Annotated in this window: 27 protein-coding genes; 4 read left to right on the top strand and 23 right to left on the bottom strand. The window is 32.7% G+C overall.

Annotated elements, in window-relative coordinates:
- Positions 1 to 38: 38 nt before the first annotated feature.
- A complete protein-coding gene (locus AST02_RS03035; protein WP_069815550.1) occupies positions 39 to 1175 on the bottom strand; it encodes a M20/M25/M40 family metallo-hydrolase in 1137 nt (378 codons plus the stop codon).
- A gap of 219 nt (positions 1176 to 1394) precedes the next feature.
- Here AST02_RS03035 and prli42 point away from each other — a divergent pair, with 219 nt between their 5' ends.
- A complete protein-coding gene (prli42, locus tag AST02_RS14280; RefSeq protein WP_155398016.1) occupies positions 1395 to 1493 on the top strand; it encodes a stressosome-associated protein Prli42 in 99 nt (32 codons plus the stop codon).
- Positions 1494 to 1650: 157 nt separating this feature from the next.
- Here prli42 and AST02_RS03030 read toward each other — a convergent pair whose 3' ends face one another.
- The 19 genes from AST02_RS03030 to AST02_RS02940 form a co-directional block, all read right to left on the bottom strand.
- Positions 1651 to 2643, bottom strand: a complete 993-nt coding sequence (locus tag AST02_RS03030) for an aromatic acid exporter family protein (protein WP_069815547.1) — start codon at positions 2641 to 2643, stop codon at positions 1651 to 1653.
- Positions 2644 to 2655: 12 nt separating this feature from the next.
- Entirely contained in the window at positions 2656 to 3093 is a 438-nt protein-coding gene (gene brxB / locus AST02_RS03025) for a bacilliredoxin BrxB (RefSeq protein WP_046465399.1), read from the bottom strand.
- Between the two features lie 237 nt (positions 3094 to 3330).
- Positions 3331 to 4599: a dihydrolipoamide acetyltransferase family protein gene (locus AST02_RS03020; RefSeq protein WP_046465400.1), complete on the bottom strand. Its 1269-nt coding sequence runs from the start codon at positions 4597 to 4599 to the stop codon at positions 3331 to 3333.
- Between the two features lie 12 nt (positions 4600 to 4611).
- Complete coding sequence (locus AST02_RS03015) at positions 4612 to 5595, bottom strand: alpha-ketoacid dehydrogenase subunit beta (RefSeq protein ID WP_046465401.1); 984 nt, start codon at positions 5593 to 5595, stop codon at positions 4612 to 4614.
- A complete protein-coding gene (locus AST02_RS03010) occupies positions 5588 to 6586 on the bottom strand; it encodes a thiamine pyrophosphate-dependent dehydrogenase E1 component subunit alpha (RefSeq protein WP_069815545.1) in 999 nt (332 codons plus the stop codon). Before AST02_RS03010 ends, AST02_RS03015 begins: the two co-directional genes overlap by 8 nt.
- A gap of 15 nt (positions 6587 to 6601) precedes the next feature.
- A complete protein-coding gene (lpdA, locus tag AST02_RS03005; protein WP_069815543.1) occupies positions 6602 to 8023 on the bottom strand; it encodes a dihydrolipoyl dehydrogenase in 1422 nt (473 codons plus the stop codon).
- Positions 8024 to 8033: 10 nt separating this feature from the next.
- A complete protein-coding gene (buk, locus tag AST02_RS03000) occupies positions 8034 to 9095 on the bottom strand; it encodes a butyrate kinase (protein ID WP_069815541.1) in 1062 nt (353 codons plus the stop codon).
- Between the two features lie 263 nt (positions 9096 to 9358).
- Positions 9359 to 10255: a phosphate acyltransferase gene (locus AST02_RS02995; RefSeq protein WP_069815539.1), complete on the bottom strand. Its 897-nt coding sequence runs from the start codon at positions 10253 to 10255 to the stop codon at positions 9359 to 9361.
- Positions 10256 to 10307: 52 nt separating this feature from the next.
- Positions 10308 to 11987, bottom strand: a complete 1680-nt coding sequence (recN, locus tag AST02_RS02990; RefSeq protein WP_069815536.1) for a DNA repair protein RecN — start codon at positions 11985 to 11987, stop codon at positions 10308 to 10310.
- Between the two features lie 21 nt (positions 11988 to 12008).
- The gene (gene ahrC / locus AST02_RS02985; protein ID WP_002507526.1) at positions 12009 to 12461 is read right to left on the bottom strand and encodes a transcriptional regulator AhrC/ArgR; all 453 of its coding nucleotides are present in this window, start codon (positions 12459 to 12461) and stop codon (positions 12009 to 12011) included.
- A 340-nt stretch (positions 12462 to 12801) separates the two neighbouring features.
- Positions 12802 to 13683 carry a polyprenyl synthetase family protein gene (locus AST02_RS02980; RefSeq protein ID WP_046465407.1) on the bottom strand — a complete coding sequence of 294 codons (882 nt, stop codon included), beginning with the start codon at positions 13681 to 13683 and terminating at the stop codon, positions 12802 to 12804.
- On the bottom strand, positions 13673 to 13909 hold the full coding sequence (locus AST02_RS02975) for an exodeoxyribonuclease VII small subunit (protein ID WP_046465408.1): 237 nt from the start codon (positions 13907 to 13909) through the stop codon (positions 13673 to 13675). The genes AST02_RS02980 and AST02_RS02975 overlap by 11 nt, the downstream gene beginning before the upstream one ends.
- Complete coding sequence (gene xseA, locus AST02_RS02970) at positions 13902 to 15239, bottom strand: exodeoxyribonuclease VII large subunit (protein ID WP_069815533.1); 1338 nt, start codon at positions 15237 to 15239, stop codon at positions 13902 to 13904. The genes AST02_RS02975 and xseA overlap by 8 nt, the downstream gene beginning before the upstream one ends.
- A 14-nt stretch (positions 15240 to 15253) precedes the next feature.
- Positions 15254 to 15640: a transcription antitermination factor NusB gene (nusB, locus tag AST02_RS02965; RefSeq protein WP_046465410.1), complete on the bottom strand. Its 387-nt coding sequence runs from the start codon at positions 15638 to 15640 to the stop codon at positions 15254 to 15256.
- 122 nt (positions 15641 to 15762) lie between these two features.
- The gene (locus AST02_RS02960; protein ID WP_046465411.1) at positions 15763 to 16125 is read right to left on the bottom strand and encodes an Asp23/Gls24 family envelope stress response protein; all 363 of its coding nucleotides are present in this window, start codon (positions 16123 to 16125) and stop codon (positions 15763 to 15765) included.
- A gap of 12 nt (positions 16126 to 16137) precedes the next feature.
- The gene (gene accC / locus AST02_RS02955) at positions 16138 to 17496 is read right to left on the bottom strand and encodes an acetyl-CoA carboxylase biotin carboxylase subunit (RefSeq protein WP_069815531.1); all 1359 of its coding nucleotides are present in this window, start codon (positions 17494 to 17496) and stop codon (positions 16138 to 16140) included.
- Entirely contained in the window at positions 17496 to 17969 is a 474-nt protein-coding gene (gene accB / locus AST02_RS02950; protein WP_046465413.1) for an acetyl-CoA carboxylase biotin carboxyl carrier protein, read from the bottom strand. The genes accC and accB overlap by 1 nt, the downstream gene beginning before the upstream one ends.
- A 357-nt stretch (positions 17970 to 18326) precedes the next feature.
- A complete protein-coding gene (gene efp / locus AST02_RS02945) occupies positions 18327 to 18884 on the bottom strand; it encodes an elongation factor P (RefSeq protein WP_002507518.1) in 558 nt (185 codons plus the stop codon).
- A 28-nt stretch (positions 18885 to 18912) separates the two neighbouring features.
- Positions 18913 to 19971, bottom strand: a complete 1059-nt coding sequence (locus tag AST02_RS02940; protein ID WP_069815529.1) for a M24 family metallopeptidase — start codon at positions 19969 to 19971, stop codon at positions 18913 to 18915.
- A 103-nt stretch (positions 19972 to 20074) separates the two neighbouring features.
- On the opposite strand from AST02_RS02940, the gene AST02_RS02935 reads away from it, so the two are divergent.
- Together AST02_RS02935 and AST02_RS02930 are read left to right on the top strand one after the other, a co-directional pair.
- On the top strand, positions 20075 to 20662 hold the full coding sequence (locus AST02_RS02935; RefSeq protein WP_069815527.1) for a hypothetical protein: 588 nt from the start codon (positions 20075 to 20077) through the stop codon (positions 20660 to 20662).
- Between the two features lie 23 nt (positions 20663 to 20685).
- Positions 20686 to 20904, top strand: coding sequence for an SA1362 family protein (locus AST02_RS02930; RefSeq protein WP_046465416.1), 219 nt, complete (start codon positions 20686 to 20688; stop codon positions 20902 to 20904).
- A gap of 122 nt (positions 20905 to 21026) precedes the next feature.
- Here the strand turns inward: AST02_RS02930 and AST02_RS02925 are convergent, their stop codons facing one another.
- Positions 21027 to 21857, bottom strand: a complete 831-nt coding sequence (locus AST02_RS02925) for a lipoate--protein ligase family protein (RefSeq protein ID WP_046465417.1) — start codon at positions 21855 to 21857, stop codon at positions 21027 to 21029.
- Positions 21858 to 22028: 171 nt separating this feature from the next.
- Here AST02_RS02925 and AST02_RS02920 point away from each other — a divergent pair, with 171 nt between their 5' ends.
- A complete protein-coding gene (locus AST02_RS02920) occupies positions 22029 to 22415 on the top strand; it encodes a rhodanese-like domain-containing protein (RefSeq protein ID WP_046465418.1) in 387 nt (128 codons plus the stop codon).
- Between the two features lie 326 nt (positions 22416 to 22741).
- Here AST02_RS02920 and gcvPB read toward each other — a convergent pair whose 3' ends face one another.
- Together gcvPB and gcvPA are read right to left on the bottom strand one after the other, a co-directional pair.
- Positions 22742 to 24220: an aminomethyl-transferring glycine dehydrogenase subunit GcvPB gene (gene gcvPB, locus AST02_RS02915; RefSeq protein ID WP_002507512.1), complete on the bottom strand. Its 1479-nt coding sequence runs from the start codon at positions 24218 to 24220 to the stop codon at positions 22742 to 22744.
- Positions 24207 to 25559 carry an aminomethyl-transferring glycine dehydrogenase subunit GcvPA gene (gene gcvPA, locus AST02_RS02910; RefSeq protein WP_069815525.1) on the bottom strand — a complete coding sequence of 451 codons (1353 nt, stop codon included), beginning with the start codon at positions 25557 to 25559 and terminating at the stop codon, positions 24207 to 24209. Before gcvPA ends, gcvPB begins: the two co-directional genes overlap by 14 nt.
- Positions 25560 to 25561 lie beyond the last annotated feature (2 nt).

Genomic DNA, 25561 nt, shown 5'->3' with positions numbered 1-25561 from the left:
ATATATTGTATCACAAAGCATCACTCATATTCACTTAATCAGTTTTCAGATTTTTGAGTAATTATTTCAACTATTTTTATAAGCTGTTCTGCTAGAAGATTTAAAGCATCAATTGACATACGTTCTTCAGTTGTATGGATGTGTTCGTAACCCGCGCCTAAGATGACAGTAGGTATGCCTAATTGGTTAATTATATTACCATCAGAACCCCCGCCAGCCATAACTGTGTTCGGTGTTAACCCTAATGCAATTGCGCTGGCTTTAGCTACGTTAGTAACTGTGGCATCTTGTGCAATTTTAAAGCCAGGATAACTATTAATAATTTCAACTGTAGCTGAGCAACCATATTTTTCTGCTGTTTCTTCAAAAACAGATTTCATATGAGTTACTTGAGCATTTATACTTTCATCTGAGTGTGATCGGGCTTCAGCCATAAGTGTTACTTTGTCAGCTACAATGTTAGTTGCAGACCCGCCTTCAAAACGACCTATATTTGCTGTTGTATATTCGTCTATCTGACCTAATTTCATCGCACTTATAGCTTTAGCGGCAATATTAATCGCACTTACACCTTTGTTAGGTACACTCGCGTGAGCTTTTTTACCATGAATTGTAGTATTAATTTTCATTTGTGTGGGGGCATTAATAACAGTTGTCCCAACGTCTACACTTGCATCGATAGCGTAGCCATATTTGGCATCGAGTAAAGATGTATCTAATGCTTTCGCACCTTCTAAACCAGATTCTTCCGAAACAGTAAGTACAAATTGAATCTTACCATGTGCTACGTCTTGTTCATTTAATATGTAAATTAATTCTAAAATAGTAGCTAATCCAGCTTTATCATCAGCACCTAAAATTGTAGTTCCATCTGAATAGATGTAACCATCATCTTTAACTATCGGCTTTACATTAACGCCAGGTACAACTGTATCCATATGACTCGTGAAATAGATATTATCTATATTTTCATCATTTGTCGTCGCCTCTAATGTGCAAATCAAATTATTTGCTCCTAAATTTTCATGTTGACCAGCATTGTCTTCAACTACCTTTAATCCCAATTTTTCAAACTTAGATTTAAGTAACCGTTGGATTTCACTCTCATTTCCACTTTCAGAATCAATTTGCACTAATTCCAAAAAAGTATCTAGGAGTCGTTGTTTATTTATCATTTAAAAATCCCCATTCCATTATTTATATGCCATACGTTTAAGTGTAACGAAATGTGTACGTAAGCAAAACTAATATGTTTCAATTCTAGAGGGTGCGTATGATATAATAAACTTATAAAGTAGTTTAAAATTGAATGTGTTGTAATTGAATTATATTGATATATACAGTGTATTTTATCTATGTTTTAATTCCATATTCTAGATTTGGAGGAATCATCTTTGGGTAACAACAAAGTTCTAAGAGTCATTATTATAGTCATGTTAGTAGCTATTATACTTGCATTGGTATTGACAAGTGTCGTTCCATTAGTGAATTAATTATAATGGTTTTTGAAAGTATCAATTTTTAATTAAAAGTTATTTTATTATTAAAAGCGATGAATCACTAATATATGTATAGTTAATAAGTACAGTAGAAATATGAATAAAGCCATACAAATTCTTAAATCAAAAGAATTTTGTATGGCTTTATTATTTAGGATGTTGCGATTTTAGAATCATTATGTAATCTTAATGATCCAAATTGTGATTTTAATAATAAATATGATTCAAGTTCATTTAAAAGTTGTAATAAGTTTGCACGTGTTCGAAAAGCTTCATGTGACGTAGGCAACTCTAATTCATTTAATTCTATTCGAATTTCATATAACGAATGCAATCGTAATGCAGTATAATCATTACTATTTACGTTTGTTCCTACTTCAGCAAATAAATTAGATATTTTGGATAATAAGCAATCTTTTGTTTCAATATTTTGAAGGATTAGAGCCATTCTTCGTAACAGTTCTAACTGTTCTTCCCGCATATCAAAATAATGATAATAAGAATTTTCATTTCTAACATAGTGATTCTTAACATCTCTAAATGCGATTGATTTAGCTTTGCGAATCGTAACTTTTAACTTCTCAAAGGATATATCTAAGCTTGGGTTTGGACTTGTACAAGCCTTACTGAACATTTGAAAAATTTCAGTAAATTGATTTTCAATTTGTTGTTTATACTGTTTTAAATTACTATCTAAGCTTGGCATAATAACATTCATTAAGAATGCAATACCGAGCCCAACAATTAATAAGATAATTTCATTGAAAAATAAATCCATATTAATCGTTTTAGCATTGAAAACATGGAGTAAGATAACACAACTTGTAACAACACCTTCTTGAACTTTAAATACAACAGTTAAAGGAATAAAAAGTAGCACAATGATACCTAAAACAATTGCGTTTTGTCCTAATAAATTAAAAACAATAGAACCAAGTGCGAGTATCATAAGACAAGATACAAAACGAGATACAATTGCTTGTAGTGAATGCACTTTTGTATGTTTAATACAAAGAACCACTAAAATGGCACTAGATGCAAAATTATCTAAACCAATTAATTTTGCAATAATAATACCTAGTGCCATTCCAATTGCAGTCTTTATCGTTCTAAATCCGATGCGGTATGGATTCAAACGTGTCATGTGTTAGTCCCTCTATTTTTCGTCACAATAAGTGTCGAATGTGTTTTGTAATTGAGTAATGACATCCATTACGTCATGACCTTCAATTTGGTGACGTTCTACCATTTGGGCAACTTTACCATCTTTGATTAATGCAAACGATGGACTTGATGGTGCATAACCTTCAAAATAATCTCTTGCTTGTTGTGTTGCTTCTTTATCTTGACCAGCAAATACAGTTACAAGGCGGTCAGGTGTTTTATCGTAATGTAAAGCATGCGTTGCTGCTGGTCTAGCAATACCGCCAGCACAACCACATACTGAGTTAACCATCACAAGTGTCGTCCCATCTTGTTGTAATACTTTATCGACTTCTTCTGGAGATGTTAATTGCTCATATCCAGCCTGTTCTATTTCATTTCTTGCTTGATTAACAACATCAGTCATATATAAATCAAAATTTAAATCCATAATAACGTCACCTTTCATTTCTGAATTATTACTTTTATTCTACTAATATATGCGCAATACTTCAACATGTGTGATTATAATATATAATAATATTGCTTAAATTCATAAAAATTATATCGCGGACGGTTGATAAAACACATGTTAAACCAAAAAATTAAATGAAAAATGAGTGTGAAACTTTTGTCTCACACTCATTTTTTAAACTTGAAAATTAATTAGTCTACAAAGTTAAATATATTAATATATACTTGTATGTTTAATTGAATATTGTTCAATACGTGTTTTTACAAAATTCATAAATCTACCTGCTTGAAGACCATCTAATATACGATGATCAATCGATAGACATAAATTAACCATATTGCGAATTGCAATCATATCATCAATAACGACAGGTTTTTTAATAATAGATTCAATCTGTAATATTGCTGCTTGAGGATGGTTGATGATACCCATAGATGAAACAGAACCAAATGTTCCTGTATTATTCACAGTAAACGTACCACCTTGCATATCCTCAGAACGTAATTTTTTGTTACGCGCTTTATTTGCAAGCTCATTAATTTCACGGGCAATACCTTTAATTGATTTTTCGTCTGCATTTTTAATTACAGGGACATATAATTTGTCTTCATCTGCGACAGCGATAGAAATATTAATATCCTTATGCATAACAATTTCTGAATCTGACCAGCTACTATTTAACAGTGGATACGCTTTTAGCCCTTCTGCAACAGCTTTTACGAAAAATGCAAAGAAAGTTAAATTATATCCTTCACTTTCTTTGAAGCTTTGCTTATGATAGTTACGTGTTTTTACTAGATTTGAAGCGTCCGATTCTACCATCATCCATGCATGAGGTATTTCATTGACACTATTTACCATGTTTTGAGCGATTTGCTTACGAACACCATTAACTGGAATTGCTGACCCTGGAGAAGGTTCATTGTAATACGCTTGTTTTGTAACTTTAGGTGAATCTTTAGGTGCTACAACTGTTGAAGGTGTTTTGTTCGTACCTTCTTTAATTACTTTTTCAATATCTTTTTTCGTAACTCGACCTTCAAAACCAGTACCAATCACTTCAGATAACTCGATTTGATTTTCTGAAGCAAGTTTAAATACCACTGGTGAAAAGCGACCATTGTTTTTGGGTTTATCTTCATGTGAAGCACTATTAACATTATCATCTATATCATTTGAAGCAACCTCTTGAGGTTCATTAGATTCTGTTGTTTGTTGTGTATTTGAATTGTTTGTTTCTTGCGATTCATCACCAATATCAACAAGGCATATGACTTCATTTACCGCTACTGTTGTGCCTTCTTCTACTATAATTTCTTTAATTGTTCCTGAAAATGAAGATGGCACTTCTGCTGTCACTTTATCAGTGATAACTTCGCATAATGGATCATATTCTTCAACAGTATCTCCTACAGATACAAGCCATTGTTCTATTGTACCTTCATGCACACTTTCACCGAGTTTAGGCATTTTGATTTCCATGATTGTGCCTCCTTAAAATTCTGCGAGTTCTCGCATTTTAATTTTTATCTTATCTGGATTGATCATAAACTCGTCTTCGAGAGTTGGTGCAAATGGCATTGATGGAACATCAGGTCCCGCAAGTCTCATTATAGGTGCATCTAAATCAAATAAACAGTTTTCAGATATAATCGCAGATACTTCAGAAATAATACTACCTTCTAAGTTATCTTCTGTAACTAATAATACTTTACCAGTCAATTTAGCACGTTCAATAATTGTTTCTTTATCTAAAGGATAAACTGTACGTAAATCAACAACTTCTACATTAATACCATCTTCAGATAACATATCTGCTGCTTGGATACAGTAATTCACACATAAACCATAAGTGAAAACAGTTATATCATCACCTTCACGTTTTACATCAGCTTTACCGATAGGCACAGTATAATAGTCTTCTGGTACTTCTTCTTTTAATAATCGATATGCTTTTTTATGTTCAAAGAAGAGCACTGGATCATTCGTCTCAATTGATGACAATAATAAACCTTTTGCATCATAAGGTGTAGACGGTATAACAATAGTCAATCCAGGTGTCGATGCAAATATCGCTTCAACACTTTGTGAATGATAAAGCGCACCATGAATTCCGCCACCAAACGGCGCACGAATTGTAATGGGACATTGCCAATCATTATTGGAACGGTACCTCATCTTAGCAGCTTCACTAATGATTTGGTTTGTAGCAGGTAAAATATAATCAGCGAACTGAATTTCAGCAACAGGACGTTTACCTAACATTGCAGCGCCTATACTTGTACCAACTATATTAGATTCTGCTAATGGCGTGTCTAATACACGTGCCTCACCATATTTTTCTTGTAATCCTAAAGTGACTCCAAATACGCCACCTTTTATACCGACATCTTCTCCTAATACGAAAACGTCATTATCTTTTTCCATTGATTGGTCTAGTCCTTGGTGGATAGCTTCTAAATAGGATAATTTAGCCATTGTTTGAGCCTCCTTCTTCGTAAACGTGTGTATAAGTTTCTTCTGCTGATGGATAAGGTGCTTGCTCAGCTTCCTTAGTTGCTTGGTTGACTATTTCTTTATGTTCTTTTTCTAAATCATCTAACCAGCCTTCATCAATAAAACCTTCTTCAAGTAAAAATGCTTTGAATTTAAGGTTACAATCTAAAGATTTAAGTTCATCGCGTTCTTCTTTTGAACGGTATTTATCATCATCATCAGATGAATGAGCAGTCATTCTCGTACACATAGCTTCTATTAGTGTTGATCCACCGCCATTTAAAGCACGTTCTCTAGCTTCTTTCATTACTTTATACATAGCTATTGGATCATTTCCATCCACATGCTCGCCATGTATTCCATAGCCAATAGCACGGTCAGAAAGTTTTTCAGCACCATATTGAAGTGAATCAGGAACTGAAATTGCATATTTATTGTTTTCAATTACACAAATAAACGGTAATTTATGTACTCCTGCAAAGTTTAATCCTTCGTGAAAATCACCCTGGTTGGAACTACCTTCACCGACAGTTGTCATTGCTATGTTTGCTTTGTTATCCATTTTCAAAGCTAAAGCAGCACCAACAGCGTGTAAAATTTGAGTTCCTACCGGAGAACCTTGAGAAAGCATCCCTATGTCACTTTGACCAAAATGAGAAGGCATTTGTTTTCCACCTGAGTTGATATCATCACGTTTACCAAAAGCGGCTAACATAGAATTCAGAGGTGTCATACCTAAATAAGTTACAAGCGCTAAATCTCTATAATAAGGTGAAGAAATATCACCTTTTTGCATAGCATAAGCCATACCTATTTGTGTTGCTTCTTGTCCTTGGCAGCTAATGACAAAGGGGATTTTGCCTGCACGGTTTAATAGCCACATACGTTCATCTATTTTACGACCTAAGTCCATCCATTTGTACATTGCTTGTAGGTCTTCTTTTTCTAAGCCTACAGATTTATAATCAAACATTTTATTGCCTCCTTATTAAACGTGAATCGATCTATTCTCAACTTTTAATCCTAATTCCATTAACACTTCAGAAAGAGAAGGATGTGCATGGGTTGTTAAACCAAGTTCTAATGTTGAGCCATTCATAAATTGGAATAACGACACTTCATTAATCAGTTCTGTGACATGAGGTCCAATCATATTCAGCCCTAATACAATATCATTTTCTTGATCGATTACGACTTCACAAAAACCACTTTGATTTTGTGTGTCTTCAATTACAGCTTTACCAATTGCTTTAAACGGCACTTTTACTGTGCGTGCTTTAATATTTTCTGCTTTGGCTTCTTCTATATTTTTGCCAATACTCGCTACTTCGGGTTGACTATAAACGCATCTTGGCATTTTTTGATAATCTATCGGTAATGGCGATGCATCAAACATATGATCAATCGCAATCATTCCTTCTTTTGAGCCTACGTGTGCAAGTTGCAATTTACCGATACAATCACCCGCAGCGTAAATATGCTTATCTTCAGTTTGTTGGTATTCATTGACGATGATGTGCTTTTTATCAGTCAACTTGATTTTAGTATTGTTTAGGCCGATATCATCAGTGTTCGGTTTACGACCTATCGAAACGAGTGCTTTGTCAAATGTAACCGACTTTTCATTTATTGTTATTGTTATCTTATTTTCATCAATTACAATATTTTCTTCACCTAGTTGCGTGTTTTCATAAAACGTTACACCACGCTTAGATAATTCTTGTTTTAATACTTTTGCTACTGATTTACTTTCAGTTGGTAGAATACGATCTCCAGCTTCAATCACTGATACCTCGACACCAAAATCTACTAGTAATGATGCAAATTCTAAACCAATTACACCGCCTCCAACAATTGCGATAGAATTTGGTAGTTGCTCAAGATTTAAAATGTCATCACTAGAAAGAACGATATTATGATCAAATGGCAAAAATGGTAGTTCCATTGGTTGAGAACCAGTACAAATTAGCACGTTATTATTCGGAATTAATTCTGACTCACCATCTTCAAATTCTACTGAAACTGTACCACTTTGCGGTGAAAAAATGGAAGGCCCTAATAAGCGACCAGTACCATTAAATACATCGATTTTATTATGGTCCATCAAATGTTTCACACCGTTAAACATCTGATTAACGACTTCATGTTTACGTTCTTGAACGCGCGAAAAGTTCAATTTAAAATCATTTATATCAACGCCATATTCACTTGAATTTTTAACTGTATGCATAACCTCAGCTGATTTTAAAAGTGCTTTTGTTGGGATACATCCTTTATGTAAACAAGTGCCTCCAAGTAAAGACTTTTCTACAAGTGCAACTTTTTTTCCTAGTTGAGATGCTCGAATTGCCGAGACATAACCCGCTGTACCTCCGCCTAATATTACTAAATCATATTTTTCTTCTGACATGCTTGCACTCCTAACTATAAACTTTAGCACTTTCTATACCTTCTAAAACAAGCGATGTGCGAGTCGCTAAAGCGTCCATTTCTTTTTCACCGGGGTAGATTGTCACCGGTGCTATCCAATCGACATAAGATTGGATTAAGGATGTTAATATTTTATTATAACTCAGTCCGCCAGTAAGGATAACTTGATCAACGTTTCCTTTAAAAACGATTGCGCGTTCACCAATCGCTTTCGCGACTTGATATGCTAATGCATCAAACGCTAGTTTTACATCACTATCTGATTCATATTTACGTGATAACATTTTTAAATCATTTGTTTTAAACATATTAACAAAACCACCTTCTTTGCTCAAAAAGTGATTCATTTCTTGTGGTGTAAAATTGCGTTTATAACCATATTCATATAACAAATCATTTGGTATAGAACCTGCCCGTTCAGGACTAAAAGGACCTTCGCCTAGCAAGCCTTCGTTCACATCAACGACAAGACCCTGTTTATGTGCGCCAACAGTTATACCGCCACCCATATGAGCAACAATAACGTTAACTTGTTTATATGTTTTACTGGATGAATTTGCATATAAGCTTGCAACAGCTTTTTGGTTTAATGCATGAAAAATACACCTTCGCTTAATATCTTTGATACCTGTAACTCTAGCAATATCCATTAATTCATCTACAACTACAGGGTCAATTGTAAAAACAGGTATTTGAAGATCTTGACTTAATTCGTAACCGATAACCCCACTTAAATTAGATGCATGGTCACCGTATTTAAATGTTCGAAGTTCATTATACATCGTTTCGTTGATTGTATAAACGCCACCACGTATGGGTTTCAATAATCCCCCTCTACACGCAATGCCATCAAAGGCACTAAAATTCACACCAGCTATATTTTTTACAAAACGTTCAATTTCAAATCGTCGATGTTTGATTTGTTCTATCAAATTTAAGGAAGTAATTTCGAGGTCATGCCGTATTATTTCGTTATAATTGCAATACGCATCTGTATAAATAGCAACCTTAGAAGATGTGCTTCCTAAATTAAGCACTAAAATTTGAGACATTGCCCCACCTTCTTTATTGAAAATAAAATAGAAAGTTATTAACTTTAACTGCTCAAGGAACATAGCTTTTATTATTATGCAACGGCTAGATTACCAGCTTCAAAGTTGAAATAAATAGTCAACTTTGAAAAAGTCATCGCACATAAAAGGATTATATTAAACTATTTATAATATCCACTTATATTTTACATCAAATAGACAAAATATAAAATTAATAACCTATTTTATATGGCAACAAGTAAAATGAGCCTTTCATAGCAAGGTCAATTTAAAACTTTTAGGGCTAACAATAATGAATCAAGTTTGTTTTGTTTATTATCAGCTCTAGAAGTAAGTACAATTGGAAATTTTGCGCCTAAAACTAGGCTTGCTACACGTGCACCACCAAAGTATGTGAATGACTTGTATAACGCGTTGCCAACATCAATATGTGATACAAGCAAAGCATCGACATCACCAGCTACAGTAGACTTTATATTCTTTTTAATAACGCTTTCCATACTGATTGCATTATCAAAAGCTAGAGGACCGTCAACAATTAAATAATCATCCATATCTCTATTAAAAATATTTTTGATTTTTTCAGAATCCGTAGAAGATGGGATTTTCCTTGTAACTTTTTCGACAGATGATAATAAACCTACTTTAAATTGTTCATAACCTAATGCCTTACTAAATACTGACAAATTTTTAATAATTTGTCTTTTTTCCTCTACTGAAGGTGAAATGTTTAAAGCAACATCACTCATCATTAATGTTTTATGATAATTTGGTATATCGAAACATGCGACATGACTTAGAAAACCATGATTTTCTATAAAATTTTTATTACTTAAAACAAAAGATAGTAATGATGAAGACGTTAAATTACCTTTCATTAACATCGAAACTTTACCGCGTGATAAATCTTGTGCACATTGTTTAAATAATTCATTTTCATCATCAAATGTATAAATGTGAATTCTGTTTAATAATCGTGCATCTATATTAAAAGATCTAATGATTTCAGTAGGATCATGTGTATCATATAAAAACACTTCTATATCTGTTAAAGTAAGTGCTTCTATCACGACTGAAAGCATCTTTTCATCATTTGCATATAAAATGGCTATATTACCTTTTAAAGTTGTAGTCGGATCAATTAAATGTTGATATTGCATGAAAACCAACACCTTTCCCTATAAGTAAAGTAGTATTTATACGTTCGCATTATTAATCATTAAGGTGATTTTGTTCTATCATTTCTTTAGCATTCTGACGTGTAAGCTCAGTAACACTTGCTCCAGAAATCATTCTTGCTACTTCATCAATACGTTCTTCACCGGTTAATTCTTTAACATGAGTAGTTGTTCTGTCATCTTTAGAAGCTTTACTAATAAATAAATGTTGATCACTCATTGTCGCTACTTGTGGTAAATGAGAAATGCAGATTACTTGTATATGTTGTGCTAAGTCTTTCATTTTCTGAGCCATCTTCTGTGCTGCTTGACCTGAAACACCAGAATCTACTTCATCAAATAAAATCGCTGTTTGCCCTCTTGTTTTTACAAAGATTGTTTTGAGCGCCAACATAATTCTAGATAATTCTCCTCCAGAAGCGATTTTATTTAAGCTTTTAAGCGGTTCACCTTTATTAGGGCTTATTAGAAATTCTACAAATTCAATGCCTTCACGGTTAGGTGTATCTAATGGTTTAAAGGAAATTTCTAAGTTCGCGTCTTTCATTTGTAAGTTTTGAATTTCATCCACAATATTGTCTCGCAGTGATTGAGCTACAACACGACGTTCTTGAGATAATTTTTCACCTAACTTGAAAACTTTATCATAAAGTGATTCTATTTCTTCACGCAATTGTGACGTACTCTCTTCATAGTTCTCAATTTTGTTGATTTCATTATCCAATTTATCTTGGTAAACAATAAGCTCACTAATATCTTTGCCATATTTGCGTTTCAAGCTATTTAATACGTTCATTCTAGCTTCTAGTTCATTAAGATATTGTTCATCAAATTCAGTGTTTGTGAGTTCATCATATAGCTGATGTTTCGCATCGTCTAATGTGTAGTAAAATTGATCTACCTCTTCTTTAAGGCGATCATATTTATCAGGCAAAATATCACTAATTGACTGAAGTTGGTTACTTAATTCATACAAACGATCGGTAATTGCATGTTCATCAGTTAATGTTAGATGTGCATTGTTTAGTGCTAGGCTTAAATTTTCAGAGTTTTGAATGCGTTTAATATCTGTTTCAAGTTGTGAAACTTCTTCATCAGTTAATTGAGCTTCCTGTAATTCCTCATATTGAAATTTAAGTAAATCCAATCGCTGAAGCAGTGCTTGATCTGCAGTTTCCAAATCTTCAAGTTCTTTCTTTTTAGCTTTATATTGATCAAAAGTAGACACATAATCATCAAGCAAAGATTTATATGTATCCTCTGCATAATTATCTAATAATTGTAAATGATATTTTTGCTTTAATAATGATTGCGTTTCATGCTGACCATGTATATCTAACAATTCTTGCATTATTTTTCGCAAGTCTTGTAATGTAACAATTTGATTATTCACTCTACACATACTTTTTCCAGAACTAAAGATTTCTCTTTTAACTAATAAAAAATCTTCGTCTATATCAATTGATAAATCACGTAATATGGAAATAGCTTCTTTACTCTCATCAATGTCGAAGATACCTTCAATAATTGATTTCTTTTCCCCATGTCTTACATAATTTGAAGAAGCACGCATGCCAATGAGTTGACCAATTGCATCAATGATAATTGATTTGCCTGCACCTGTTTCACCGCTTAATACTGTTAAGCCCTCACCAAAATGCACTTCTAATTCATCAATGATTGCAAATTGCTTAATAGATAAAGTTTGTAGCATCCTTATATCACTTCCTTATACTTATAATAAATTAAAGATGCGTGTCTTAATTTTTTCGCTCGCAGAATCATCTCTACAGATAATTAAACAAGTATCATCACCGCAAATAGTTCCTAAAACTTCTTCCCAATCAATTTGGTCTAAAATTGCACCGATTGATTGAGCATTACCAGGTAATGTTTTTAGAACTAATAAATTGCCTGTTCCATCAATGTTTACAAAAGAATCCATTAAATAGCGACCTAATTTTTCTAAAGGATGATATTTTCGATCATTTGGCAAACTATAGACATATTGTCCTGCAGGAGTCGGTACCTTTATAAGTTGCAACTCTTTAATGTCTCTTGAAACAGTTGCTTGAGTGACGTTCAATTCGTACTCATTTAAACGCTTTACTAATTCATCTTGTGTTTCTATCTTTTCATTTGAAATGATTTCTCGTATTTTTATATGTCTCACTGATTTTTTAGCCATGTATAGCACCTCTGTAAACGAATATTTATACATTTATTTTACCACAAGCATAAGAATTCTACTACTAAAGTTAATTTGAAATATCACTAAATATATCACGTTAATTATGCTATATATCAGTAAAATGTCACTATAAGGTATACAAATATGAATTGTAAAATTTCAGCAAATTATGTAAAGAATCATTAAATTGATGAATAATTATTGAATAATATATTTTCACTCAATAAAAAATCACACTACATATACGTAGCATGATTCTTTGAGCTATTAAGTATTTTATTAACTGAACATTATTTAAAGATGGAAAAAGTTATAAATAATGTTCTAAAGCATCGTATTATGATTCACGATTATTAAATAATTCAATAATACCTTCAAGGTCTTGAGTATTATATGATTCCGGTAATTCATTTAAGCACTGATAAGCGGCATCAGCGTGAAACTTCAACTTCTCTTCTGCACCAGTTTGGCCTAATAAAGATACGTAAGTACTTTTATCATTTTCGATATCACTACCTACTGCTTTTCCTAATTTTGCTTCATCGCCATAGATATCTAGCAAATCATCTTTAATTTGAAACATTAAACCTAAATGTTCACTGTATGTTTCTAACAGATCTGCCACAGATTGTTCTGGTTCAGCAATATCAACTGCAGCCATAACTGCAAATTTAAGTAGCGCACCCGTTTTAGCGTTATGAATTTTTTCAAGTGTATTTAAATCTATTGATGAGCCTTCACTTTGCATATCTAAAGCTTGGCCACCTACCATACCTAAGTGTCCGCTCGCATATGATAAACGTTTAACCAGCTTAATTTTAACAGTATCAGTTAGATCTGAGTCATTGGTAATGATTTCAAAAGCTTTGGTAAGTAGTGCATCTCCAGCAAGTATCGCTTTCCATTCACCAAAAACTTTATGATTTGTAAGTTTACCTCTACGATAATCATCATTGTCTAACGGTGGCAAATCATCGTGAATTAATGAATATGTGTGGACTATTTCTAATCCTAAGGCAGATGATAATCCGGATTTATATTCATTTGATAACATATCTAAAGTTAATAATAATAAGACAGGTCTTATTCGTTTACCGCCTGCTTCTAAAGAATAACGCATACTCTCTTCTATATTAGTGTTGAGTGAAGACTCTGGAACAGTTGTAGATAACTTTTGATTAATTTCTTCTATTAAATTATTCATCTTGTTATTCGCCATCGTTATCAATCGTCTCCTCATTTTCAACATTTTCATCAGTCATGAGCTCATTAACTTTCTTTTCAGCATCTTTCAATGTTTCATCACAAGTTGCAGATAATTTCATACCACGTTGATATAAATTTAAAGATTCTTCTAATGATACATTTTCATTATCAAGTTTTTGAACGATACCTTCGAGTTCTTTCATCATTTCTTCAAAACTTTGTGTATTACTATTACTCATCTTTACACCTTACTTTCTTAACTTGTGCATCAACAACGCCATCTTTCATTGTTAATACAATGTTATCATTTTCAGCTAAGTCATTCGTACTCGTTATTACATCATCATCTTTATTCACAATTGTATAGCCACGTAACATTGTGTTTGTTGGACTTAGATTATTTAAGCTTTCTAGTTTACTAGCAAGTTTATTTCGTTGATTGGTAATAAAATTATTCATGACTTTATTTAAATCTGTACGCTTTTGATTATTTGTTAATTGTTCTCTATTAATATTTTGTTTGAAATTTTTCAAGTTAAACTTATTAGTTAATAGTTGTAATTGTTGCTGTTCATTTTTAATTCTTAAATTCATTGATAGGCTTAACTGCTTTTCTAAATCATCACGTTTTTGAATTTGTTGGTCATATAACAAAGTTGGTGTTTGGAACTTGTAATATGAAGATACATGTTCCAAGTGTTTTCTTTGTTGTTGCATATGTTGTTTAATAAAACGAGTGAGTGAAAGGTTCGTTTGCTTTAAATATTGACGTAATTCATATTGATCGGGTGTTGCCATTACTGCTGCTTGTGTTGGTGTAGCAGCACGTACATCAGCTACGAAGTCACTTAATGTAAAATCAGTTTCATGTCCAACTGCGGATATGATTGGTGTTTCACAAAAATATATTGCTTTTACTACATCTTCTTCGTTAAAGTTCCATAAATCTTCTATAGAACCACCACCACGACCTATGATAATTGTATCAACATTTAATTGATCAGCCTGTTGTATCTTTTCGACGATATCATTTTTAGCTTGTTCACCCTGTACTAAAGTATTAATTTGAACTTGTTCAGCTAGTGGATATCGACTATTTATCGTCGTATGAATATCTCTAATTGCCGCTCCAGTACCTGCAGTTAACACTGCTATTTTTTTGGGGAATTTAGGAATTAACTTTTTATGATTTTGATCAAAAAAACCATCTTTAGTTAATTTCTTTTTCAATTGTTCTAATTTTTGGTATAAATTACCTACCCCATCAATATGCATTTTATTAACATAGATTTGATAATTCCCTCTACGCTCATAAACAGAAACGCGTGCTTCTAGTAATACTTCGTCACCTTCTTTAGGATCAAAATCAATTTTAGAAGCATTGCCTTTAAACATCATTGCACTAATGACACTGTTTTTATCTTTCACATTAAAATAAAGATGACCACTGCTATGCTTTTTAAAGTTAGACAATTCCCCTTTAATCAATACAGATTGTAAATGGGGATCTTGGTCAAATTTGTATTTAATATATTTAGTTAATGCGGAAACACTTAAATAGTCTGCCATTTTATATCACTCTTTTATTCAATATTGCTCAATACACCATTGATGAATTTATAATGATCATCATCGCTGAATTGTTTCGCTAATTCAACAGCTTCATTTATAATTACTTTTTGTGGCGTTGAACTATGTAACAATTCAAAAGTAGACATTCTTAAAATAATGCGATCTGTTTTCAATAAACGGTCTAGTGTCCAATCTTTTAAATGTGGTCGGATTTTTTCATCTAAAATCGTTTCATGATCTTTTACTCCAGTTACTAACCAGTTGATAAAATCGAATTCTAAGTCTGGGTTTTCATCTGTAATAAAACTAATTGCTTCTTCAATTGTTAATTCGCTATTTTTCATTTCAAGTTGAAAAAGAGTTTGAAAGGCTTGTGTTCTGGATTCTTTTCGACTCATTATAAACTCCTTCAAGCATTGTATTTTTGTAAATCATTTGAGAAACGTAATAACAAATACATTGAAATATTCGTTATTACATATCTACAAATGTATTTAAAAGTAAATTTGCTTATATAATTTTAATTGGTTGGTTCAATATGTGTAATATGAACATTGATTTGGCTAGGTTCAATTGTGGTCATCGTTGTTACAGAATTAAAAATAGTACTTTGGATTGTTTTTGCTGTTTCTGAAATATTGATACCGTAGGACAATGAACAATAGACATCAATATAGATACCATCTTCTCTTGTATCAACTTTAACACCTTTACTCAGTTGCTTTCTAGTAAACCTTTCAATACTACTATCCTTTAATTCTTTAAAATGACCTTGTATCCCTTTTATTTCAGCTGTTGCAATACTTGCTATAACTGTTAATACCTCAGGTGCAATTTCTATTTTTCCTAAATTGGAATGTGAGGTTTCTGATACTTTGACCATTTCACATACCTCCTATTTAGTTTGATCATCCATGATATTATATTTTTCAAGAAACTTAGTATTAAACTCTCCGCTTCTGAAAATCTCATTATTTAACAAACGAATATGGAATGGAATCGTAGTATCTATACCTAAAACGAGATACTCACTTAACGCACGTATACCTGTCATAATCGTTTCTTCTCTAGTTGGCTCATGCACAATGAGCTTAGCAACCATAGAATCATAATATGGTGGAATCGTATAATTAGTATAACATGCTGATTCAATTCTTACGCCGAAGCCACCTGGTGCTAAATACTGGGTGATTTGACCTGGTGAAGGCATGAAGTTTTTATATGGATTTTCAGCATTGATACGGAATTCCATCGCATGACCTTCTATTTTGATATCTTTTTGTTTGAATGGCAATTTTTCGCCCATTGCAACTTTCAATTGTAATTTAACTAAATCTACACCTGTAACCATTTCTGTTACTGGGTGCTCAACTTGGATTCGTGTGTTCATTTCCATGAAGTAAAAATCATTAGAATCTAAATCATATATAAATTCAATTGTACCTGCGTTTTCATAATTAACAGCTTTTGCTGCTCTGACTGCAGCATTACCCATTTCTTGACGTTTCTCTTCAGATAAAATTGGAGATGGCGCTTCTTCAACAAGTTTTTGCATTCTACGTTGTATTGTACAATCGCGTTCACCTAAATGGACAACGTTACCAAAACTATCACCCATGATTTGAATCTCTATATGTCTGAAATTCTCAATGAATTTTTCAAGATATAGACCACCATTACCGAACGCAGTTTCCGCTTCTTGTTGTGTCATTTTAAAGCCAGTTTCCAATTCTTTTTCATCACGAGCCACACGGATACCTTTACCGCCACCGCCAGCAGTTGCTTTAATAATAACTGGATAACCAATTTTATCGGCAATGCCTTTTGCATCGTCGATATCCTTTACAAGACCTTCGCTGCCTGGGACAACAGGCACTTCCGCGCGTTTCATTTCTTCTTTAGCAACGTCTTTAATACCCATCTTTTGGATAGATTCGTAACTTGGTCCAATGAATTTCAGTTGGCAGGCCTCGCATAGTTCAGCGAAATCACCATTTTCCGCTAAAAATCCGTAGCCAGGATGTATACCGTCACAACCTGTTGATGTTGCGATAGATAAAATGTTTGGGATATTTAAATAAGAATCTTTAGATTGTGTTGGGCCAACGCAATATGCTTCATCAGCAATTTGAGTATGTAAAGCGTCTTTATCTCCTTCAGAGTATATAGCCACAGTTTGTAATCCTAAATCATGACATGCACGAATGATTCTTACCGCAATCTCTCCTCTATTTGCAATTAATATTTTATTCATTATTTCACCTTGAATAACGGTTGGCCATACTCTACCATTTGACCGTCTTCTACTAGGATTTCAGCAATTTCTCCAGTTACTTCAGCTTGTATTTCATTAAACAATTTCATTGCTTCTAAGATACACACTGTTGATTCGTTTGTAACTGAATCTCCAACTTGTACATATGCGCTTTCTTCAGGTGATGGTGATTTATAAAATGTCCCTACCATTGGTGCATTAATTGTTTGTAAGTTGTCTTCCACTGCGTTTGTATTTACTTCCTCTGAACTTTGCGTGTTTACAGGAGCTGACATTACACCTTGTTGCGGTGAAACTTGTTGCATTGGTTGTTGTGAAATTTGAGGTGTAATGATTTCAGTTTCTTTTTCTTTTTTTAAATTAACAACGTTGCCTTTATCTTCTATATTGATTTCAGTCAAGCTAGATTGATCAAGAATTTCTATTAATTCTTTAATTTCTTTAAAATTCATAAGTACTGACTCCTTCAGATTGTTTTCATTTACCTAGTTTATTTTACTTTAGTGAAATGTTCAATTCAAGCATATACATGCTTTCAATAATAAAGTGTTTATTCTTTATAAAGTTCTATATAGATATAATTTAATGATAATTCTATTTATTATAACGTTTTTTTAATGGAATGGGGCCATGTTATTGTAATTAATTGATATAAAGTTTAAATTCTTTTGAATAATACTACTATAACAGTCGTTTGTTTATTATAAAATGAAAAAATAAAATAACCTTTCCAACGTTTCGTGAATTGGAAAGGTTATTAATAAATATGGCTAAACTAAAAATAATAAATATGTTTATTTTTATAAGTGTTAACCTCTTGAAATATAACTACCATCGCCTGTGTTAATTATAAGTGTGTCGCCTTCATTTACAAATAACGGCACATTTAGTGTATAACCAGTTTCTACTGTAGCTGATTTTGTTGCTCCGTTAGCAGTATCACCTTTTATACCAGGTTCTGTTTCTGTTACTGTAAGTTCAACAGTTTTTGGCAATTCAACGCCAAGTGTTTCACTTTCGTAAGTTTGAATTTGAACTTCCATATTAGCTTTTAAGAAATTCAATTCATTTTCTAAATAATCGGCTGCTAATTCTGTTTGCTCAAAAGTTTGATTATCCATGAAAACATGTGTATCACCATCTGCATATAAATATTGCATGCGGTGATTTTCAATCATAGCAGTTTCGACTTTTTCGCCGCCTCTGAATGTTTTCTCTTGAATAGCACCAGTTCTTAAATTACGTAATTTTGAACGCACAAATGCAGATCCTTTACCTGGTTTTACGTGTTGGAAATCTAATACTTTCCATATACCATTATCTACTGCAATTGTTAAGCCTGTCTTAAAATCATTAACCGAAATCATTCAGTTTCCTCCTCAATTATAAGGTCTTCTATAAAATAATAAGGTTTTTAGCGCATTTAGTAAAGCATTCACAACCATTTTCTGTAATTAAAACGTCATCTTCAATGCGAACGCCGCCTAATCCGTCTAAATAAATACCAGGTTCAATTGTAACACAGTTATTTATCTCTAATTTAGCTTCAGATTTTCTAGATAGATTGGGTCCTTCGTGTACATCTAACCCTATCCCATGTCCAAGAGAATGGCCAAACGCTTCACCATATCCTTGTTCAGTAATATAATCCCTAGCGATAGCATCTAAAGCTTTGCCTGTAATACCTTGTTTAGCGGCTTCAATGCCTTTAATATTAGCTTCTAAGACAATATTGTATATTTCTTTAAGTTTAGCATCTGGTTCACCTATAGCAAACGTACGTGTGATATCAGAAGAATAACCTTTATAATATGCACCGAAATCTAAAGTAATCAGTTCACCTTGATTAATAACTTTTTCACTTGCGACACCGTGTGGCAACGCACCTCTGACTCCTGAGGCAACAATTGTATCAAATGAAGTACCTTCTGAGCCTAGTTCTAACATTTTACTTTCTAATTTAGCTTTTAATTGCTGTTCAGTCATACCTGCTTTTGCAACAGTTAAGATATACTCATACGTCTCATCAACAATTTCAGCAGCTTTTTGAATAAGTTTAATTTCACTATCATCTTTTACTTCTCTGATTTTTTCAATTAAACCAGAAACACTGATTAAGCTAATGTAGGATTTGCTTAATTGTAAGTATGTATCATAGCTGACTAAATCACCTTCAAAGCCTACATTCTGGACGTTTAACTTTTCCAATTGTGCTTTCACTTCTTCTATGAGACCACCTTTTTGTTTAATGATCTCAAATTGAGTAGCTTGGGAAGTTGCTTGCTCTATGTACCTAAAGTCTGTAATCAATAAGTTTTTATCTTTTGTAATAACAAGCGCGCCACTTGTACCTGTGAATCCTGATAAATACCTTCTATTAAAATCGGTTAATACAACAATCGCTTCCAAATGTTTTGTTTCTAAGGCAGAATTCAGTTTTTCTATTCTAGTCATCTGTCTTCCTCCTATTCAATAAATTTGTACATTTTCTTTTTATACATTAAAATGATAGCATAATTATTATGTGAATATATAGTTTTTGAATTAGGAGAGAGTTATGAAGAAAAAAATTATAGCTATATTAAGTGCTTCATGTTTACTAGTAGGTTGTGGTAGTCAAAATTTAGGTCCTTTAGAAGAAAAGACCACACAACTTCGTGATGAAAATCATAAATTAAAAAGTAGTATTCAAGAATTAGAACAAACTATCGACAAAGAAAAAACAAACGTTGCTTCACTTAAGAAAGACAAAGAAAACATTAAACAGGCTAAAAACAATAAAAAGAAAGTAACAAATTTAAAAGCATCATCCAAATATTATCAAAATATAGCAAAAGCAATTGATCAATATAATGATATTGAAAGTGATGTAACAAAAAATAAAAATGATAAAAAGATTCTTGGCAAGTTGACTGACATAACGAATAAAATCGATTCTGCGCACTCTACATATGAGAATGATATTGATAAAGATAAAATGAGTGATGAAGATAAGAGTAAAAAGAAAAACATCACTAAATTAAATAAGGACCTTAGTTCGGCAATAAATGACATTAGAGATGGTTATAGCGAGAAAGATAAGAAGAAACTTAAAAAAGGACAAAAAGCCCTATCAACCATTAGTATCGATAATAAACAGAGTTAACAACTAAATAGGAGTGTTATAAATTGAAACGAGCAATATTTTATATAATAATCGCAATCGCAGCAATTGGGTTAATCCTCAATTTAGATTCATTTATATTCAGTTTTGTTAGTATGGCAATTAGTTTTGCTGTATTTGCAGGGATTATATATGCGATATATTACTTCTTCTTTTTAACAGAAGATCAACGAAAGTATAAACGCGCACAAAGAAAATATAAAAGACGCAATAGAAAAAAATAATTTTATTGTGCTATCTTACTCTTAAAACTTTTATTTAAATCTATCTAACTTTATATGTAACAAAAAATGGGAGGATACAGTCATTAAAGACTGTATCCTCCCATTTTTTGATTTCGATAATTTTATTTACGATAATTCCATTCGTCAGCTTTATATTTTTCAATAAGTTCATTCACTTCTTCTTGTTGTTTATGCGTTAAGTTTAGTGGTTTAAAATCAATATTCAATCCTTTCTTGAAACCTATCTCAAAAGCTTCTTCCATTTCGGGTATTGTAATATGTCGGTCTGAAATATCATTAATCGCCACTGCTTTTTCTACGAAAGATTGTTTCATTTTATCTTTTAAACGCTCGTTTTTAAAAATGAACATATCGAATAAATCATCAATGTCGACGTCTTGTAACAATGAACCATGTTGTAAAATAACGCCTTTTTGACGTATCTGCGCACTACCCGCTATTTTACGCCCTTCTACAACTAACTCATACCAACTAGGAGCATCAAAACATACAGCACTTCTTGGTTGTTTTAATTTCTCACGTTCTTCTTTTGAACGAGGGATTGAAAAGGATGCTTCAAAGCCTAAAGCTTGAAATCCTTCTAACAAACCTTCAGATATCACTCTGTATGCCTCTGTTACGGTCGAGGGCATCTCCGGATGAGATTCTGGTACAATAACACTATATGTAAGTTCTTTGTCATGTAGCACGCCTCTGCCACCTGTTTGACGTCTGACTAAACCATATCCCTTTTCTTGTACTTTTTCTATATCTATTTCTTTAGTCAGTCTTTGGAAATAACCAACAGATAATGTTGCTGGATTCCACGTGTAAAATCTAATAACTGGATCAATTTCTCCCCTAGAAACAAAATTAAGCAGCGCTTCGTCCATTGCCATATTGAAATATGGATCGTTACTTCCTGTATTTATAAAATTCCAAGATTCAGTCACACTAAAAACCCCAATCAATAAATTAAATTGTTTTAATATTCATTTTATGTTATCGTTTGCACTAATTGTCTAAGTTTGTCAGCATTATCCAATAAATTAAATAAAAAATTTTGATAAATTGTGCTAACAGTCTTATAATATATAATATCGGTTAATTAGGGAGGATGCAAGATGAGTAATTTTTGGTTTATAGCGTTAGCAGCATTAATAATAATCATCGCTTACATGCTAATCAATTATCTTCTTAACAAGAGAGCAGTCACAGAATTAAGCCAAAATGAATTTCATAATGGTCTGCGCAAAGCTCAAGTTATTGATGTAAGAGAAAAAGTGGATTATGATTACGGACACATAAACGGTGCACGTAACATTCCAATTACAACGTTTAAGCAAAGATATCAGGGATTGAGAACAGATCAACCTATATATCTATGTGATGCAAACGGCATTGCGGGTTATCGTGCTGCTAGAACATTAAAGAAGAATGGTTATAAAGATATCTACATGTTAAAAGGTGGGTATAAAAAGTGGACTGGTAAGATTAAGTCAAAAAAATAAATGTATAAATAAGTATTGTGTTTATAAAACTTGATTTACATTAGCTTAACTCTACATACTCATTTTTATAGCGGATTATTGACCTTAATGGGTGAATAATTCGCTATTTTTTATATCTACAAATGTATCCAAATATTTAGTCACGGTTTCCTTACTGGATTTATTGCTTTTTAAAATGACTATGGTTATTTGATATAAGATACTTTGACATAATGAAACAATTTTGATTAATCATAAGAATTTAATATAAAAAAGTACTACTCCGATTATAATTTCAACGGAGTAGTACTTTTGTTATGAGCATGGGTATTCATTACTCAAATATTTTATTCTTTTTCTGAACGTAGATTTTCAAATTTCAATACTGGATGACGTGCAGCTTTCGTTTCATCCAATCTATCTATAATTGTAGTATGAGGTGCTTCCAATACTTTGTCTGGATCTTCTTTAGCTTCATTAGCTATTTCAATCATTTTATCACAGAAATAATCTAAAGTTTCTTTTGACTCAGTTTCTGTCGGTTCAATCATCATACCTTCATCCACGTTAAGTGGGAAATAAATTGTAGGTGGATGAACACCGAAGTCTAGCAAACGTTTAGCCATATCTAATGTACGCACACCGTGTTCTTTTTGTTTAGAACCACTTAGCACAAATTCGTGTTTACAATATTGTTCATATGGTATTTCAAAGTGGTCTTTTAATCGAGCCTTAATATAGTTAGCATTTAACACAGCAGCTTCTGAAACTTCTTCAAGACCTTTATTACCCATTGTACGAATGTAAGTATATGCTCTTAAATAAATTCCAAAGTTACCGTAGAACGGTTTAACGCGACCGATTGAATTTTCAATATCATTATCATATTTATATTCGTTATCTTCTTTAATAACCATAGGTTTTGGTAAGAAACTAGCAAGTTCTTTCTTAACACCGACTGGACCTGAACCTGGTCCACCGCCACCGTGAGGACCTGTAAATGTTTTGTGTAAGTTTAAGTGTACAGCGTCAAATCCCATATCACCTGGTCTTACTTTATCCATAATTGCATTTAAATTTGCACCATCGTAGTATAATAGGCCGCCTGCTTCATGAACGATATTTCTGATGTCCATAATATTCTTTTCAAAAATCCCTAAAGTATTAGGATTAGTTAGCATAATTGCTGCCGTTTTTTCATTAACTAAGCGTTTCAAATCATCAATATCAACTTCACCGCGCTCATTTGATTTAACAGTAACTGCTTTGAATCCTGCAAATGCAGCTGAAGCTGGATTGGTACCATGAGCCGAATCAGGAACAATAACTTCGTCACGGTGACCTTCGCCATTTTTTTGATGATAGGCTTTGAAAATCATTAATGCAGTCCATTCACCATGTGCACCGGCAGCTGGTTGTAATGTAACTTCATCCATACCTGTAATTTCTTTTAACTCTTCTTGCAAGCTATGAATAATTTCTAATGAGCCTTGTACTTGTGATTCATCTTGTAATGGATGTGATTCTGCAAATCCTGGTATTCTTGCAATTTTCTCATTAATTTTAGGGTTATATTTCATCGTACATGAACCTAATGGATAAAATCCTGAATCAACGCCAAAGTTTTTGTTTGAGAGTTCGGTATAATGGCGAACCAAATCTAATTCTGCAACTTCTGGTAATTCTGCTTTGTTTTTTCTGATGAATTTATCATCTAGTAATTTATCTACAGCACCATTATCAATTTCTTTCTGAGGTAACGAGTATGCATAACGATCCTTTTTAGAACGTTCAAAAATTAGTGGACTAGATTTACTTACTACCATTTAATTCACCCGCTTTCTTAACAAATGTGTCTATTTCATCTTTCATTCTTAATTCTGTTACCGCAATTAACATATGATTATTAAAGTCTTCAGAAGCTTCACTTAAGTCAAATCCTCCAATAATTCCTTCTTCAATTAAAGCATCATTAACTTCTTTAACTGGTTTGTCGAATTTAACTACAAACTCATTAAAAGATGTGCCATTAGCAACTTCAAAACCAGCTTGTTTGAATTGATCTTTTGCATAGTTAGCATTTTCAAAGTTTCGTACCGCGATATCATAAATACCTTGTTTACCTAAAGCTGACATACAAATTGAGGAAGCCAAAGCATTTAATGCTTGGTTTGAACATATATTTGATGTCGCTTTATCACGACGAATATGTTGTTCACGTGCTTGTAAAGTTAATACAAAACCACGATTGCCATCTCCATCTTCGGTTTGTCCTACCAAACGGCCAGGTATTTTTCTCATTAATTTTTTAGTTGTTGCGAAGAACCCACAATGAGGCCCACCAAATTGTGCAGGTATACCAAATGGTTGTGTATCTCCGACAACTATGTCTGCTCCGAAACTACCTGGAGGTGTTAATAAACCTAATGCAAGCGGGTTTGCGTATACAATCATTAAAGCCTTTTTGTCTTCAATGAATGAATTGATTTTTTCTAAATCTTCAACAGAACCATAGAAGTTTGGATATTGTACAGCAACAGCTGCTGTATCATCATCAACCGCTGCTTCAAGCTTTTCTAAATCTGTAATCGTGCCATCTAAATCAACTTCAACGATTTCAAATTCTTCACGTGTTTTAACATAAGTTCTTAATACCTGTAAAGCTTGATAATGTAGTCCTTTTGATACAACAACTTTGTTTTTACGTGTTTGGTTGAAAGCTAAAATACATGCTTCTGCAAAACTTGTAATACCATCATACATTGACGAGTTTGCTATATCCATATCAGTTAATTCACAAATTAACGTTTGAAATTCGAAAATCGCTTGTAATTCACCTTGAGAAATTTCTGGTTGATAAGGTGTATAAGCAGTATAAAATTCTGAACGTGAAATCATTGAATCAACAACAGCTGGAGCATAGTGATCATATACCCCTGCACCTAAGAATGATGAATGCGTTTCTTTGGTGATATTTTTGTTTGCGATTCTGCTCAATCGCTTACTTAATGTTGTTTCTGATTCAGCATCAAGTATAGCTAATTCTCTTCCCAGTAAAATATCTTTTGGAACGTCTCCAAAAAGTTCTTTAATAGAATTAGCTCCAATAGTATCTAACATTTCCTTTTTATCTTGCTCTGTTAATGGAATATAACGATGACTCATAG

The sequence above is a fragment of the Staphylococcus equorum genome, assembly GCF_001747895.1.
In the GTDB taxonomy this organism is placed as follows: Bacteria; Bacillota; Bacilli; order Staphylococcales; family Staphylococcaceae; genus Staphylococcus; species Staphylococcus equorum_A.
The sequence above is the reverse complement of the archived record's forward strand: the minus strand, read 5'-3'. Positions and strand labels throughout refer to the sequence as shown.

Coding starts and splice junctions, on each gene's coding strand:
- AST02_RS03035 (WP_069815550.1), bottom strand. CDS start 1,175: ATGATAAATAAACAACGACTCCTAGATACTTTTTTGGAATTAGTGCAA.
- AST02_RS03030 (WP_069815547.1), bottom strand. CDS start 2,643: ATGACACGTTTGAATCCATACCGCATCGGATTTAGAACGATAAAGACT.
- brxB (WP_046465399.1), bottom strand. CDS start 3,093: ATGGATTTAAATTTTGATTTATATATGACTGATGTTGTTAATCAAGCA.
- AST02_RS03020 (WP_046465400.1), bottom strand. CDS start 4,599: ATGGAAATCAAAATGCCTAAACTCGGTGAAAGTGTGCATGAAGGTACA.
- AST02_RS03015 (WP_046465401.1), bottom strand. CDS start 5,595: ATGGCTAAATTATCCTATTTAGAAGCTATCCACCAAGGACTAGACCAA.
- AST02_RS03010 (WP_069815545.1), bottom strand. CDS start 6,586: ATGTTTGATTATAAATCTGTAGGCTTAGAAAAAGAAGACCTACAAGCA.
- lpdA (WP_069815543.1), bottom strand. CDS start 8,023: ATGTCAGAAGAAAAATATGATTTAGTAATATTAGGCGGAGGTACAGCG.
- buk (WP_069815541.1), bottom strand. CDS start 9,095: ATGTCTCAAATTTTAGTGCTTAATTTAGGAAGCACATCTTCTAAGGTT.
- AST02_RS02995 (WP_069815539.1), bottom strand. CDS start 10,255: ATGCAATATCAACATTTAATTGATCCGACTACAACTTTAAAAGGTAAT.
- recN (WP_069815536.1), bottom strand. CDS start 11,987: ATGCTACAAACTTTATCTATTAAGCAATTTGCAATCATTGATGAATTA.
- ahrC (WP_002507526.1), bottom strand. CDS start 12,461: ATGGCTAAAAAATCAGTGAGACATATAAAAATACGAGAAATCATTTCA.
- AST02_RS02980 (WP_046465407.1), bottom strand. CDS start 13,683: ATGGCGAATAACAAGATGAATAATTTAATAGAAGAAATTAATCAAAAG.
- AST02_RS02975 (WP_046465408.1), bottom strand. CDS start 13,909: ATGAGTAATAGTAATACACAAAGTTTTGAAGAAATGATGAAAGAACTC.
- xseA (WP_069815533.1), bottom strand. CDS start 15,239: ATGGCAGACTATTTAAGTGTTTCCGCATTAACTAAATATATTAAATAC.
- nusB (WP_046465410.1), bottom strand. CDS start 15,640: ATGAGTCGAAAAGAATCCAGAACACAAGCCTTTCAAACTCTTTTTCAA.
- AST02_RS02960 (WP_046465411.1), bottom strand. CDS start 16,125: ATGGTCAAAGTATCAGAAACCTCACATTCCAATTTAGGAAAAATAGAA.
- accC (WP_069815531.1), bottom strand. CDS start 17,496: ATGAATAAAATATTAATTGCAAATAGAGGAGAGATTGCGGTAAGAATC.
- accB (WP_046465413.1), bottom strand. CDS start 17,969: ATGAATTTTAAAGAAATTAAAGAATTAATAGAAATTCTTGATCAATCT.
- efp (WP_002507518.1), bottom strand. CDS start 18,884: ATGATTTCGGTTAATGATTTTAAGACAGGCTTAACAATTGCAGTAGAT.
- AST02_RS02940 (WP_069815529.1), bottom strand. CDS start 19,971: ATGACTAGAATAGAAAAACTGAATTCTGCCTTAGAAACAAAACATTTG.
- AST02_RS02935 (WP_069815527.1), top strand. CDS start 20,075: ATGAAGAAAAAAATTATAGCTATATTAAGTGCTTCATGTTTACTAGTA.
- AST02_RS02920 (WP_046465418.1), top strand. CDS start 22,029: ATGAGTAATTTTTGGTTTATAGCGTTAGCAGCATTAATAATAATCATC.
- gcvPB (WP_002507512.1), bottom strand. CDS start 24,220: ATGGTAGTAAGTAAATCTAGTCCACTAATTTTTGAACGTTCTAAAAAG.
- gcvPA (WP_069815525.1), bottom strand. CDS start 25,559: ATGAGTCATCGTTATATTCCATTAACAGAGCAAGATAAAAAGGAAATG.